The sequence below is a fragment of the Pacificispira spongiicola genome, assembly GCF_012926505.1.
Lineage (GTDB): Bacteria > Pseudomonadota > Alphaproteobacteria > UBA8366 > Aestuariispiraceae > Pacificispira > Pacificispira spongiicola.
This window is the reverse complement of record NZ_JABBNT010000002.1, coordinates 330855-344711: the sequence shown is the minus strand read 5'-3', so window position 1 is coordinate 344711 and position 13857 is coordinate 330855. Positions and strand designations below refer to the sequence as shown.

The following is a 13857-nucleotide window of genomic DNA, read 5'->3' as shown; positions in this document are numbered from 1 at the left end:
ATGACCGAACGTCCCGTTACCCAATTCGGGCCGGATTTCCCCTTCGCGCATGACGATTGGATACGCCATCCGTCCGGATTGGGCGCGATCCCGACGGACAGCCACGGCGCGTCCGTCGCGGTGATCGGGGCGGGGCTCTCGGGTCTCGTTGCCGCTTACGAGCTGATGAAGCTGGGCCTGCGTCCGATCCTGTTCGAAAGCGGCCAATTGGGCGGACGGTTGCGGTCTCAACCTTTCGAAGGCGCGGACGATGTCGTCGCGGAATTGGGTGGTATGCGCTTTCCGGTCTCCGGGACCGGCTTCTATCATTATGCGGATTTGCTGGGGCTGGAAACGAAGCCTTTCCCGAATCCGCTGACGGAAGCTGCGGGATCCACCGTGATCGACCTGGAAGGCGAGACCTTTTACGCCAAGTCGTTGGGCGACCTGCCATCCGTGTTTCAGGAAGTTGCCAAAGCCTATGACGAGGCCTTGGAAAGCGGGGCGAACTATTCCGCCTTGAAGCAGGCGATCCGCACCCGCGACAAGGCGCGGATCAAGGAAATCTGGAACCCCATCGTGCAGGCCTGGGATGAACGGACATTCTACGATTTCGTCACCTCGTCCCCCGCGTTTCAACGCTTGAGCTTCCGACACCGGGAAGTCTTTGGGCAGGTCGGATTCGGTACCGGCGGATGGGATTCCGATTTCCCGAATTCCATGTTGGAAATCTTGCGCGTCAACGTCACCGAATGCGACGACCGTCAGCGTTTTTTCGTCGGCGGCGTGGAACGGCTGCCGCAAGGGCTGTGGCGACGCGCGCCGGATCGGATGGTGCATTGGCCGAAAGGGACCAGCCTGCAAAGCCTGAACGGCGGTGCGCTACGCCCCGGGGCATCGGCCATCCGGCGACTGCCTGACGGAAAGGTTGCCGTCCGCGACCGATGGGGGCGGGAGGATGTTTTCGACGCGGTTATCGCCACCTGCCAAAGCTGGCTTCTGACCACCGCGATCGATACCGAGGAAAGTCTGTTCAGTCAGAAGCTCTGGATGGCGCTGGACCGCACCCGCTACATGCAGTCCTCGAAAACCTTCGTCATGGTCGACCGGCCGTTCTGGAAGGATGTGGACCCTCGAACGGGCCGCGATGCCATGTCGATGACGCTGACGGACCGGCTGACGCGCGGGACCTATCTGTTCGACAACGGACCGGACAGGCCCGGCGTGATCTGCCTGACCTATTCCTGGATGTCGGATGCGTTGAAGATGCTGCCTCTGCCGGTCGAACGGCGCGTGGAACTGGCGCTGTCGGCCTTGGAAAAGATTTATCCGGGCCTGGATATTGCGGGGCATGTATTGGGCGATCCGATTACCGTCAGTTGGGAGGACGACCCAAATTTCCTGGGTGCGTTCAAGGGCGCCTTGCCCGGCCACTATCGCTATAACCACCGAATGTACGGCCATTTCATGCAGGAAAATCTGCCGCCGTCCGAACGGGGCATCTTCCTGGCGGGTGACGATATCAGTTGGACCCCGGCCTGGGCCGAAGGCGCGGTGCAGACGGCATTGAACGCCGTCTGGGGCGTCATGACCCATCTGGGTGGGCGCAGTCATGCCGACAACCCCGGACCGGGCGACGCTTATCCGGAATGGGGGCCGGTCGCCCTACCGGACTGATCAGACACGCCACCAACGTTCGATGCAGCGGCTGCCGTCCAGCGACCAGTTGGCGGCGAGTTTCTCGGGAACGCCGATCGTGCCGCGCCGCGCATCTACATAATTGGCGTAGAGCGGGATGACCGTACCGCCCTCCCGCCGGAGCATGTCCTGCAGCGTGCCGTACATATCCGCCCGCGTGCCTTCATCCGCTTCGGCACGCGCGGCCATCAGTATCCGGTCGAATTCCGGGTTCGTCCAAGCCGTATCGTTCCAGGGCGCGTCACCGGCATAGACGGCGGACAGCATCGCGTCTTCGGTCGGCCTGCCGCTCCAATAACAGGCGGTCCAGGGTTTCTTCGTCCAGACGGATGTCCAGTATCCGTCATCGGGTTCGCGCACGACCGTGATGTCGATGCCGGACGCTTTCGCATGTTCGCGATACAATTGCGCCGCGCCGATCGCACCGGGAAAGGCCGCGTCGGCGGCATGTAGCGATACTTTAAGGTCAGACAGACCGGCCTTCTTCAAATGAAAACGCGCCTTGTCCGGGTCGTAGGAATTCCGCGGCATGGTCGAATTGAAATACCGGTTCGCAGGTGTGATCGGGCTGTCGTTCGCTATGCCGCCGCATCCGTTCAATACGACGTCCAGCAACGCGGCGCGGTCGAGAGACAGCTTCAGGGCCAGGCGCACGTCGTTATTGTCGAAAGGCGGCGCGTCGCAACGCATGGGGAAGGTGTAGTGCTGTGTCCCCGTGACCTCCATCACCGCGATGTCGTCGCGTTGGTTCAGCAAATGGACGGTATCCAGGCCGACCCGGTCGATGGCGTCCACTTCGCCGCTCAACAACGAAGCCTGCCTTGCGGTAACGTCGTGAACGGCCAGAATGGTCGCGCCGTCGAAAAAAGCGCGGTCCGTCGCCCAGAAATCATCATGACGGGTCAGGTCCGCCCGGACACCCGGCTCGAACCCGGACAGCCGATAGGGACCGCAACCGATCCCCGATAGCGTTTCAGGCTTTCCGTCCGTCGACGGCAGGATGACGAAATGACCGTCGGCCAGAAGATACGGCAGGTCGCGGTTCGCCTGTTTCAGGACAAGGGTCAATCCATCCGCATGGGCCGTCATGGACGCGATTTGGTCGGCGATCGGCTGCACGGCGGACGATGTTTCCTGCAGACCATGATAGGCGATGGAGGCGTAGAGGTCGTCGCCGGTCACAGGACGCCCGTCATGGAAACGAATACCGGGGCGCAGTTTGAATCGCCATGTCTTGCCGTCGGCGGAAGCGTCCCATTCTTCGGCGATTTCGCCGCGCACGCCGCCGTCTGGCAGAATCTCGGTCAGGCGGCCATGCAAGGCGTGCCCCAAAAGATTGGTGAATTGATTGTCCCAATGGGCAGGATCCAGGCTGTCCGCTGTGCTGCCGTGGCCGGTTGCGACCGTGAAATGGCCGCCGGATCGTGGTTTGGTGTCGGCGGCGTAGGCTCCGGTTAGCGGCAATGCCATGGCGGCAACCCAAATGCCGAGAGCGCCGCGACGGGACGGCCGCAAGCCATTGTCAGTCACGTTGTCCCCATCCTTAATCATTTTGTCCGAAAACGATAATGTCACGGCGTGAGGACTGACTAGGATAATCGCGGTAAGTAACGCGAAATGCGTGCATTTTCAGGTCCTGCGAGTGGGAAGGTAACGAATTCTATGGATACGGGTTTGAATGGACGGCGCGTGCTGGTGACCGGTGCGTCGGGTGGAATCGGCAGGGCGATAACGGCGGCATTCCTGGCCGAAGGGGCGAGTGTCGCGGTCCACGCCCGAACGGAAGAAAAGTCCGTTGCCGTCGCGGAAGCGATGGGCGCCGGCTGCGTTCCGGTCTTCGGAGATCTGGGGCAGGCGGAATCGGCGACACGGATCGCGGAAATGACGAAGGCGCGGCTGGGCGGTCTCGATATTCTGATCAACAATGCCGGTATCTATGAAACCGCGCCCATCGGTAAGGTTACGGAGGCGGATTGGGACCGCACCTTCGCGGTGAATACGAAAGCCCCCTTCCTGCTGACGCAAGCCTGCCTGCCCATGATGGAGGGGGAGGGAAGCCGCGAGCGATCCGTCCTGTTTATCAGTTCCACCAGCGATAAGGACGCCGCCGCCGATCACACCGCCTATAATGCCTCGAAACATGCCGTGAGAGGATTGGCGCGCTGTCTTGCCGTCGAATTGGCGCCGCTGGGCATCCGCGTGAACTGTGTCGCGCCGGGATGGGTCGATACCCCGATGGCGGATCGCTGGCGGACGCAATATGCGGCGGAAACGCAGGTCGATGCGGATATCGCGACCGATCAGATGCGGGCGGGGTCGATGCTGGGCGAAATCCTGCCGCCGGAAGCTGTGGCGGATATGGTGGTGTTCCTGTCATCCGACCGGGGGCGGCATATCACCGCGCAGAGCGTCAGCGTCTGCAACGGCACGACCCATTGGGGCTGATCAGTTCCGCCCGTAGACGTCGTCCAGCCGTTCGATATCGTCCTCTTCGACATAGTCGCCGACCTGTACCTCAATCAGGTGCAGCGGCTCGTCGCCCCGGTTTTCCAGCCGGTGCGTCGACCCGATCGGGACATAGGTGCTCTGGTTACGGGTCAGGACCTGCAGCGAGTCGTCGATGGTGATATGTGCCTCGCCCCGCACGACGACCCAATGTTCCGACCGCTGCCGGTGACGCTGCATCGACAGTCGCCCGCCCGGTTTGACGACGATGCGTTTCACCCGAAAGCCGTCTTCCCGGTCGATATCTTCATAGGTTCCCCAGGGACGGGCAACACGACGATGGGTGTCGGCCTCCGACCGGCCACTTTTCGACAGGTCAGCGACAAGGTCCTTCACATCGCCAGCCCGATCCATAGGGGCGACGAGGACGGCGTCGGCCGTGGAAACCACGACCATGTTGTCTAGCCCGATCACGGCGAGCAGACGCCCGTCTTCCGCATGCAGGTAGCTGTTCGTCGTGCCGCGTTGAACCACGGGACCGACCATGCCGTTGCCGTCGCCGTTCGTTTCGGTCGCTTCGTGGATCGCACCCCAGGCGCCCAGATCGCTCCACCCGAAATCGGTCAGTAAGGTCGCCGCCTTGTCGGTACGTTCCATGACGGCGACATCGATAGCGATATTGGGGGCGGTCCCGAAGGCATCGGCGGCAAGCCTTGTGAAGCCCAGGTCTTCCTCCGCCTTGTCCAGCGCGGCACGGGCGGTGGTGACGGCCTCAGGGCAGAATCTCTCCAGTTCGCCCAGCATGACCGATGCGCGGAATACGAACATGCCGCTGTTCCAGCCATAATCGCCGGACAGGATGTAATTGCTGGCCGTTGCAGCGTCCGGCTTTTCGACAAAGGCATCGACCTTGTCCAATCCACCAGTGCCGGGAATCGGATCGCCATGGCGGATATAGCCGTACCCCGTATCCGGGCGGGTGGGTCGAATGGAGAATGTCACGATATGACCGGCTTTCGCGCCGTCCACAGCCTTCGCCAGACAGGTCAGGAAACCCGCCTGATCATCGATCTTATGGTCGGATGCGAAAATTCCCAGAACCGGATCGGGTGTGCGCGATAGGGCGATCAGGCAGGCGACGGCGACCGCCGGGGCCGTGTTTCGCCCCATTGGCTCCAGAACGATCTGGGCAGCATCCATACCGATCTGTTCGAATTGTTCGCGCACGAGGAACCGGTGATCGTCGTTGGCGATGACAATCGGGGCCGCCGCGCCGCCGAATCCCGCCAGACGCCTTGCCGTTGCCTGTAACAGCGATTCCGGCCCGATCAGCGGCAAAAGCTGCTTCGGATAGGCCTTTCGCGACAGCGGCCACAATCGCGTGCCGGACCCACCGGAAAGGATGACGGGAATGAAGGTCGTGTCGGTCACGGGCGTTTCCTGCTCTCTTTTCCGCTGTTACGGTGCCGGGCGGCGTTCCGCGCTGGGCGGATGGCCGAAGCGTTTGGAATAGCTTCGGGTGAAATGCGCGGGCGATCCGAAGCCGGACCGGAATGCGACCTCAATCACCGGCAGGTCCGTATTGCGCAGTAAATGCCGGGCACGGTCCAGCCGCAGCCCACGATAATACGCCCCCGGCGTCGATTTAAGCCATTTTCGGAACTGCCGCTCCAATTCCCTGGGCGAAACGCCCGCCGCGTCGGCGAAGGCTGCCATCGGCTGTGTATCTTCCAGCGATTGTTCCATCAATTCGACCGCGCGGATCAAGCGCGGATGAACGCCGCTCAATCGATCCTTCAGGACCGCGCGCTGCGAATCGTTCGGTTCGCGGATGCGGGTATAGATGAACTCATCCGCCGCCTTTGCCGCCAATTCGTTGCCGTGCCGCAGCCGAAGTAGGCTCAACATCATATCCAGCGCGGATGTGCCGCCCGCCGCGGTGAAGCGGTCCCGGTCCACGACGAACAAGTCCTGGGTGAAGGTGACGCGCGGGAAAGCTTCGATATAGCTGTCCAGGACTTCCCAATGGGCGGTTGCACGATAGCCGTCGAGAAGCCCGGCGGAGGCGAGGACGAAGGTTCCGTTGTCCAGCGCGCCCAAGGATGTGCCGAAACTGGACCACCGGCGCAGCACCGCCATGATGTCCGGCGTCGCCAGCTTTTCGTGATTGTAGCTGGCGGCGACGATCAAGGTCGGCAGGCGTTGCGCGGACCCCAACGAATGATCGACGGAAACCGTCACACCGTTGGCGGCGGTCACCGGATTTCCGTCCCGCGATAGCAGAACCCATTCATACAGTGGTTTGCCGCTCAGCCAATTGGCCATGCGCAAGGGGTCGAGCAGCGCCGAAAAGGCGAGCATCGAGAAATTCGGCAACAGCAGAAATCCGATCCGCTGAGTCTCTTCACTGGGTGATTTATCGAACATGGGGGGTAGAAATAAAGACGGTTTTGGTCATCCTCAAGTCGGAATTTGCAAAGCGTGGGAAGTTTATTTTCTTACGCTCTCGCATACACGAAAGCACCCCGATTACAGGGCCAGTTTTGCAGGAAAGTCACCATGGATTTCAGCGTCACCGAAGAACAGAAACTCATCATCGAAACCGCGCTTCGCTTCGTCGAGGAAGAACTTTACCCCTATGAGGAAGAAGTTGAGCGTACCGACGCGATCACGCCCGAATTGGTCGAACAGATCAAGCAGAAGTCCATCGAACTGGGGCTCTACGCGGCGGGCATGCCGGAAGACTGCGGCGGCGGCGGTTTGGATACGCTGACCATGTGCATGTTGGACCGTGCGTTGGGCCGCGCGAATATGGCGCTGAACTACACCGTCTATCGTCCGTCGAACGTCTTGCAGGCCTGTGTCGGCGAACAGCGTGAAAAATATCTGCTGCCCGCTTGCCGGGGGGAAAAAGTCGACTGTTTCGCCATGACCGAACCGGGCGCCGGATCGGATGTGCGCGGTATGAAAACCTTCGCGAAGCGCGACGGGTCCGACTTCATCATCAACGGTACGAAGCACTTCATCAGCCACGCCGATTGGGCGGATTTCGTTATCCTGATGGCGGCGACGGGGGAGGAAGATTCCGCCCGCGGCAAGCGGAAGAAGATCACGACTTTCCTGGTCGACAAGGGCACGCCGGGCTTCACCCTGCGTCCGGGTTACAAGAACGTTTCCCATCGCGGCTATCACAACTTCATCCTGGATTTCGAGGATTGCCGAATCCCGGAAAGCCAGGTCCTGGGAGAGGTCGATAAGGGATTCGACGTCGCCAACGACTGGCTGGGGGCAACGCGTCTTCAAGTCGCGTCGCTGTGCCTGGGCCGCTGCGACAGGGCGCTGGAACATTCGCTGGATTGGGCCGCGAACCGCGAACAGTTCGGCCAGAAAATCGCGAAATTCCAAGGCGTATCCTTCAAGCTTGCCGATATGAAAATGCGCCTGAAGGCAGCGGAGCTTCTGACCTATGAGGCCGCGTGGAAATACGACAATAACTGCATGGAAGATATGGACGCGGCGATCGCGAAACTGAATGCCACGGAAGCGCTGGCCTTCATCGCGGATGAGGCGATCCAGATTCACGGTGGCATGGGTGTGATGTCCGAACTGCCGCTGGAACGCATCTGGCGCGATGCCCGGATCGAACGGATCTGGGAAGGGACCAGCGAAATTCAGCGTCACATCATTTCCCGTGCGCTGCTGCGTCCGCTGGGGGCGTAACGGATCATGGCGGGTGGGAACATTGCCGGGGAAGGCTTGGATCGTCTTCTCCGGCCGCGCAGCATCGCCGTCATCGGCGGGCGCGAGGCGGAAAAATGCGTCGTCGAATGCAAACAGGTCGGCTTCGCCGGTAATATCTATCCGATCAGCAAATCGCGCGATCAAATGGCCGGGGTTCCCTGCCTGAAAGATGTTGCGGACCTGCCGGAAGCACCGGACGCGGTCTTCATTGCCATCCCGAACGAGGCGGCGATCGATGCCGTGCAACGTCTGTCCGACATGGGCGCGGGCGGCGCGGTCATCTATGCCAGCGGCTTCGCGGAAACCGGACCGGACGGCGCGGAACGACAGGAACGCCTGCTGAAGGCGGCGGGCGATATGGGGGTGCTGGGACCCAACTGCTACGGCATTGTCAATTATCTGGACGGGGTGGCGCTGTGGCCGGACGACCATGGCGGCCATCGCGTGGATCGCGGCGTCGCCATCGTCAGCCAAAGCGGCAATGTCGCCTTCAATCTTTCCATGCAGACACGCGGCCTGCCGCTGGCGCAATTAGCGGCGCTGGGCAATCAGGCGAAAGACGGCGTGCCGGAAGTCATGCATTCGCTGCTGCGCGACGACCGTATCACGGCCATCGGCCTGTTCATCGAAACGGTCGGCGACATTCCGGGTTTCTGCGAGGCGGCGGCGGCGGCGGCGAAAAAAGGCGTGCCCGTCGTCGTCCTGAAAAACGGACGGTCGGAAGCGGCGGCGCGCGTCGCCCTGTCGCATACCAGCTCCATGACGGGGTCGTCGGCGGCGTTTGACGCCTTGTGCCGGAAGCTGGCGGTGATTCAGGCGGAAACCCTGCCGCAGTTCCTGGAATTCCTGAAATTCCTGCACGTCAATCCGGGCCTGCCGGGCGACCGCATCGCCTCTATGAGCTGTTCGGGCGGCGAGGCCGGGCTGATCGCCGATATGGCTCACGATCTCGGCATCCCCATGCCGCCCTTCAGCGCCGAACGGGAAAAGGCCTTGTTCGACGTGTTGGGCGATAAGGTCGCGATCGATAATCCGCTGGATTATCACACGTATATCTGGGGCAATGTCGATGCGTTGACCGCCTGCTTCTCGGAGGTATTGCGGCACGATATCGACGTCGCCGTGCTGGTGCTCGATACGCCGGATCGGGAGGGGATGACGCTGTTCGGTTGGCCGGAAGCCGCGCAAGGCATCGTCAACGCGGTGAAGGCGACGGGTCGGACGACGATAATCGCGTCGAGTATGCAGGAAACCATGCCCGCGAAGGTTCAGGCAAAGTGCCTGGAGGCCGGTATCGCGCCGATGCAGGGTTTCGACGATGCGTTGAAGGCGATCAAGGCGGCGGCATGGTATGCGAAGGCTCGCAAGACGGTGCCGGAAAATCCGGTGCCGCTGGGCGCAGGATCGCTGCCGGTGGGCGATAGCCGCGTTTTGGACGAATGGCGGTCGAAAAAGCTTCTGGCGACATTCGGTCTGGGCGTGCCGGACGGGTCGCTGGTGTCCTCCGGCACGGAAGCCGTCGCGGCGGCGGAAGCTCTGGGTTTCCCCGTGGTCGTGAAAGCCTGCTCGGATACCCTGTCTCACAAGACGGAGGCCGGTGGCGTCGCCCTGAACCTTGTCGACGCGGATCAGGTCGCATCGTCTGTGGACCGTATGTCCGGCCTGTCGGACCGCTTCATCGTCGAGAAAATGGCGGGCGGTGCCGTCTGTGAACTGATCGTCGGTGTCACTCGCGATCCGCAGGTCGGCCCGTTGTTGATGGTCGGGGCGGGCGGTATTCTTGCGGAACTGATGAAGGATTCCGCGGTTCTGTTGCTGCCCGCGTCCCGCGCGGACGTGGATCGGGCGCTGGATTGTCTGGCCGTCGGAAAGCTGCTGCGCGGGTTCCGGGGGAAGAAGGCGGATCGCGAGGCGGTGATTGACGCCGTCATGGCCGTCGCCGCCTTTACGGAAGCGCATATTGACCGTTTGGAAGAACTGGACGTCAACCCGCTGATCGTGACTGGAGACGGTGCGGTTGCAGCGGATGCCCTGGTGCGTTGGACCGAGTAATAGGGTCCGTTGGACCGGGAATTGGGAATAGGGAGAGAAAGATATGTCGGAACCGATCAAGACACGGCGGGACGGCCGCGTATTGGAAGTCACCATGGACCGGCCGAAGGCGAATGCCATCGACGCGCCGACCAGCCGGATCATGGGCGATATCTTCGCCGCCTATCGCGACGACCCGGAATTGCGCTGCGCCATCCTGACCGGCGCGGGCGAGAAGTTCTTCTGCCCCGGCTGGGACTTGAAGGCGGCGGCGGACGGCGAGGGGCCGGTATCCGACTATGGCGTCGGCGGCTTCGGCGGGTTGCAGGAACTGCCGAATATGAACAAGCCGGTCATCGCGGCGGTGAACGGCATCGCTTTCGGCGGTGGGTTCGAAATCATGATGTCCTGCGACATCATCATCGCGGCGGAACATGCGACCTTCGCCCTGCCGGAAATCAATTCCGGCGTCATCGCCGACGCGGCGACGATCAAATTGCCGAAGCGTATTCCGTATCACATCGCGATGGACATGCTGTTTACGGGCCGGGTCCTGGACGCGGAAGAAGCCGCGCGCTGGGGCTTCGTGAACGAGGTCGTTCCGGCGGACAAGCTGATGGACCGCGCGCGGGAAAAGGCGGCCTTGTTGGCCGACGGGCCGCCGCTGGTCTTCGCGTCGATCAAGGAAGTCCTGCGGGAGGCCGAAGACAAGAAGTTCCAGGACGTTCTGAATATGATGAACCGTCAGGAACTTCAGACCGTCAAAACGCTGTACAATTCCGAGGATCAGAAGGAAGGCGCGCGTGCCTTCGCCGAAAAGCGGAAACCGGTCTGGAAGGGCAAGTAGGGCCGATCCGCATTTCGTGATACGCTTCCCGAACGAACCGGCCGGACACGAGGCCGGAAGAAAGGGGAAGCGCTATGATCATCTATCCGACGATCCAGGTAAAAGCCGGTCAATGCGTCAATCTGAGACGCGGTGATATCGACGATGTCGAAACCTATTCGGTATCGCCGTCCGAGGCCGCCTCCGGCCTTGTCGCGAAGGGGGCGGAATGGCTGCACCTCGTCGATATCGACGGGATTCTGCAGGGTGGCCAGCATAACGGCGATGTTCTGAAGCATATCATGCAGTCGTCCGGCATACCGTGTCAGGTAGGCGGCGGTATTCGGACGATGAGCGCCGCCGAATGGTGGTTCGCGGCGGGGGCCAGCCGCATCGTTCTGGGCACGGCGGCGGTGAAGGACAGAACCTTCGTGCATGAAGCCTGCGCCCGGTGGCCGGGCAAGGTCGCGATCAGCCTGGACGCCCGCGACGGCAAGGTCGTGATCGAAGGCTGGCGGGAAAAGACGATGTACAGCCCGCTGGAACTGGGCAAGGCGTTCCAGGAAATGGGCGCCGCGGCCCTGATCTACACCGATATCGACATGGATACCGAACAGCCGGAAGCCGGATTTGCCGCGACGATCCAGCTGGCAAAGGAATTGGATATCGACATCCTGTCCTCAGGCACGGTGCGGGGGTTGGATGATATCGCCGTACTGAAACAGCTGCCGGGGATCGCCGGGGCCATTGTTGGTCGAGCGCTATTCAACAACCGGATCAGCCTGGAAGACGCGATCGCCGTCGCCCGTCAGCCGGTAACGAAAGCGCCGTTCCTATAGACGACAATTGGCTTCGAGGTGGTTTTGTAAGTGTCTGTGTATTGAAATGACGAGACATCTGAACACCTTAAAGTTTAATATCTTTAAACTTTGTTGCTATGCGTGAGTGTAGCACGTGCTGGTGCTGTTGATGTCGTAGATTTCCCGGAGGTATGCTTTGATTAATAATCTAAAAGAGACGGTAATGTCCGGGGTAAGAGCGAGATTTGTTGGCCCATTAGGAGGCTCTCTATTTATTTCCTTTTTGACCTGGAACTATAAATTGTTCTTGGTTGTATTTTCATCTAAAGACGTTGTTGTTAAGATAGAAATAATAGAAAGTGTATTGTATGGTGGATGGCTAGATTTGCTAATATTTTTCCTAATTTTACCTGTGTTAACAACAGCGGCGTTTCTTTTGATTTACCCTTTCCCTTCTCGAATAGTTGCTGGGTACTGGCACTGGCAGTTAAAAAAACAAGAGGAGTATATTAGGAGCATCGATAAAGATATTTTTATGTCTAGAGAGGAGGCTCTTGAAATTCGCCGACGCGAAGAGGAGGCTTTGAAGAAGGTTAAGGATATTGAGGTTCAGTTGGCAAATACAGAGACATATATTTCTAGGTTGGAAAAAGAAAAACAAACCCAATTATTGAACTCTAAATTGCATGTCGAGCAAATTGAAAAATCTTATAAAATTATCATTTCTGAAAAAGATAAAGAAATAGGGCAAAAAAATAATGATTTGTATAATAAAAACATAGAGCTAAATAAGGTGATTGGAAATTACGAAGAAATACAAAAAAAATATGTAGAAATGTCGGAATTTACAAAGAAATTAAATTATGAAATAAACGAAAAAAATAAAGAAATTAGTCGTAATATTGTGGATATAGACACAATAAAGAAAAAGATGCTAGATACTGAAAATAATAAAAAAGAATATATAATTAAATTGAAAGATAAAATTGTTTCTTTGGAAAGAGAGAGGGATTATTTGAAGATAAAGTATAATAATTCTGTTTCTGATGGTGGTAAGAAGTATGTCGAAGATGCTTTAGGGCAAAGTCGAAATGCTGATCGGCGCAATCAGTACGTGAGATACAAAATAGGCAGTATAAGAGATTTTGAGTAAGGGTTACAGCATCGATGTGTGGCCGTCGACGGGAATGGCCTGTCCGGATATCCGCGCGCCCGCGTCGGAACACAGGAACATGACGGTTTCCGCCATGTCGTCCGCCGTCACGAAGCAGCGCATGCTGGTATCCTTCACATAGTCCGCGCGGACCTGTTCCTCGGTCTTGCCGGTCGTGGCGGCCTCGTCCCGGATGACCCGGTCCATGCGCTCCCCCTCGACGGCGCCGGGACACAGCGCGTTGACCCGAACGTTGAAGGGCCCGGCCTCGGCCGCCGCGCCCTTGGTCATGCCGATAATCGCCCATTTCGCCGCGCAATAGGGCGATCGGTTGGGATAGCCGAACAGTCCGGCGGTGGAGGAGAAATTGATCACGCTGCCCGACCCCTGTTCCTTCATCGGACCCAGAACACGGCGCATGCAGTGGAAAGCCCCGGTCAGGTTCACATCCACACAGGCGCGCCATTCGGCGGGGTCCACATCCTCGATCGCGCCTGTCGGCCCTTTGATACCCGCCGCGTTGATCAGGATATCGACACCGTTTAGCGCGGTCAGGGCTTGATCGAAGAAGGCGTCGGTGGAGGCTTGATCCGCAACATTGCAGAAGGCGTAACCGATACCGTCGGGCAGGGTGCCCAGCGCCGCCTGATCGACATCGCCCGCGAACACACTGGCCCCGGCTTCGTGAAGCCGTTCCGCGATGCGCCGGGCGATGCCTGAACCGCCCGCCGTTACGATTGCCCGTTTGCCGGTAAAGTCGTGCATCGCTAATCTCCGCCAATGCCATGGGACCCAAAGGAGAAACGACGGTGCTGGAGTCCGATATTCAAGGCAAGCCGTCTTCCGACGTGAATGAGTCTTTATCCGACGACGACCGGCTTTTCTGTGCTGCCTGCGGCCATCCGATCACGCGGTCGGCCCATGCGGTCGCAAGGCGCGGTACGCACGAGCACACCGTGTTCAATCCGATGGGTCGGCTGTTCGTCATCCGCTGCTTTTCGCGGGCGACGGGGGCTGCGGCCTGGGGCGACGCGACGACGGAATTCTCATGGTTTCCCGGTTTCGCGTGGCAATACGCGCTGTGCCGCGGCTGCGCGGAACATATCGGCTGGGTTTACACCAATGCGGACAGTGCCTTTTTCGGCCTGATCCGCCAGGCATTGACGGACCGGCCGAAAAGGTAG

At 59.6% G+C, this 13857-nt stretch carries 12 protein-coding genes; 8 read left to right on the top strand and 4 right to left on the bottom strand.

Annotation, left to right across the window (positions count from 1 at the left end; translation table 11 throughout):
* Entirely contained in the window at positions 1–1656 is a 1656-nt protein-coding gene (locus tag HH303_RS06810) for a flavin monoamine oxidase family protein (RefSeq protein WP_169624481.1), read from the top strand.
* Here the strand turns inward: HH303_RS06810 and HH303_RS06805 are convergent, their stop codons facing one another.
* Positions 1657–3207: an ABC transporter substrate-binding protein gene (locus HH303_RS06805; RefSeq protein ID WP_169624480.1), complete on the bottom strand. Its 1551-nt coding sequence runs from the start codon at positions 3205–3207 to the stop codon at positions 1657–1659.
* Between the two features lie 132 nt (positions 3208–3339).
* Here HH303_RS06805 and HH303_RS06800 point away from each other — a divergent pair, with 132 nt between their 5' ends.
* The gene (locus HH303_RS06800; protein WP_169624479.1) at positions 3340–4122 is read left to right on the top strand and encodes an SDR family NAD(P)-dependent oxidoreductase; all 783 of its coding nucleotides are present in this window, start codon (positions 3340–3342) and stop codon (positions 4120–4122) included.
* On the opposite strand, the gene HH303_RS06795 is transcribed toward HH303_RS06800, so the two are convergent.
* Both HH303_RS06795 and HH303_RS06790 read right to left on the bottom strand, forming a co-directional pair.
* A complete protein-coding gene (locus HH303_RS06795; RefSeq protein WP_319637332.1) occupies positions 4123–5553 on the bottom strand; it encodes a mannose-1-phosphate guanylyltransferase/mannose-6-phosphate isomerase in 1431 nt (476 codons plus the stop codon).
* A gap of 27 nt (positions 5554–5580) precedes the next feature.
* Positions 5581–6498: a GlxA family transcriptional regulator gene (locus HH303_RS06790; RefSeq protein WP_169624478.1), complete on the bottom strand. Its 918-nt coding sequence runs from the start codon at positions 6496–6498 to the stop codon at positions 5581–5583.
* Positions 6499–6681: 183 nt separating this feature from the next.
* Here HH303_RS06790 and HH303_RS06785 point away from each other — a divergent pair, with 183 nt between their 5' ends.
* The 5 genes from HH303_RS06785 to HH303_RS06765 all read left to right on the top strand — a co-directional run bounded on the left by HH303_RS06785 (position 6682) and on the right by HH303_RS06765 (position 12673).
* Entirely contained in the window at positions 6682–7842 is a 1161-nt protein-coding gene (locus HH303_RS06785) for an acyl-CoA dehydrogenase family protein (protein ID WP_169624477.1), read from the top strand.
* A gap of 6 nt (positions 7843–7848) precedes the next feature.
* Positions 7849–9915, top strand: coding sequence for an acetate--CoA ligase family protein (locus HH303_RS06780; RefSeq protein ID WP_227421608.1), 2067 nt, complete (start codon positions 7849–7851; stop codon positions 9913–9915).
* 43 nt (positions 9916–9958) lie between these two features.
* Positions 9959–10741, top strand: a complete 783-nt coding sequence (locus HH303_RS06775) for a carnitinyl-CoA dehydratase (protein ID WP_169624476.1) — start codon at positions 9959–9961, stop codon at positions 10739–10741.
* 74 nt (positions 10742–10815) lie between these two features.
* The gene (locus tag HH303_RS06770) at positions 10816–11559 is read left to right on the top strand and encodes a 1-(5-phosphoribosyl)-5-[(5-phosphoribosylamino)methylideneamino]imidazole-4-carboxamide isomerase (RefSeq protein ID WP_169624475.1); all 744 of its coding nucleotides are present in this window, start codon (positions 10816–10818) and stop codon (positions 11557–11559) included.
* A gap of 184 nt (positions 11560–11743) precedes the next feature.
* Positions 11744–12673: a hypothetical protein gene (locus HH303_RS06765; RefSeq protein WP_169624474.1), complete on the top strand. Its 930-nt coding sequence runs from the start codon at positions 11744–11746 to the stop codon at positions 12671–12673.
* A gap of 3 nt (positions 12674–12676) precedes the next feature.
* Here the strand turns inward: HH303_RS06765 and HH303_RS06760 are convergent, their stop codons facing one another.
* Positions 12677–13438 carry an SDR family oxidoreductase gene (locus HH303_RS06760; protein WP_169624473.1) on the bottom strand — a complete coding sequence of 254 codons (762 nt, stop codon included), beginning with the start codon at positions 13436–13438 and terminating at the stop codon, positions 12677–12679.
* A gap of 44 nt (positions 13439–13482) precedes the next feature.
* Between HH303_RS06760 and HH303_RS06755 the strand changes: the two genes are divergently transcribed.
* Positions 13483–13857, top strand: a complete 375-nt coding sequence (locus HH303_RS06755) for a cereblon family protein (RefSeq protein WP_169624472.1) — start codon at positions 13483–13485, stop codon at positions 13855–13857.

Bases quoted from the DNA above. Each gene is read 5' to 3' on its own strand.
- HH303_RS06810 (WP_169624481.1), top strand. From the start codon at position 1: ATGACCGAACGTCCCGTTACCCAATTCGGGCCGGATTTCCCCTTCGCG.
- HH303_RS06800 (WP_169624479.1), top strand. From the start codon at position 3,340: ATGGATACGGGTTTGAATGGACGGCGCGTGCTGGTGACCGGTGCGTCG.
- HH303_RS06785 (WP_169624477.1), top strand. From the start codon at position 6,682: ATGGATTTCAGCGTCACCGAAGAACAGAAACTCATCATCGAAACCGCG.
- HH303_RS06780 (WP_227421608.1), top strand. From the start codon at position 7,849: ATGGCGGGTGGGAACATTGCCGGGGAAGGCTTGGATCGTCTTCTCCGG.
- HH303_RS06775 (WP_169624476.1), top strand. From the start codon at position 9,959: ATGTCGGAACCGATCAAGACACGGCGGGACGGCCGCGTATTGGAAGTC.
- HH303_RS06770 (WP_169624475.1), top strand. From the start codon at position 10,816: ATGATCATCTATCCGACGATCCAGGTAAAAGCCGGTCAATGCGTCAAT.
- HH303_RS06765 (WP_169624474.1), top strand. From the start codon at position 11,744: ATGTCCGGGGTAAGAGCGAGATTTGTTGGCCCATTAGGAGGCTCTCTA.
- HH303_RS06760 (WP_169624473.1), bottom strand. From the start codon at position 13,438: ATGCACGACTTTACCGGCAAACGGGCAATCGTAACGGCGGGCGGTTCA.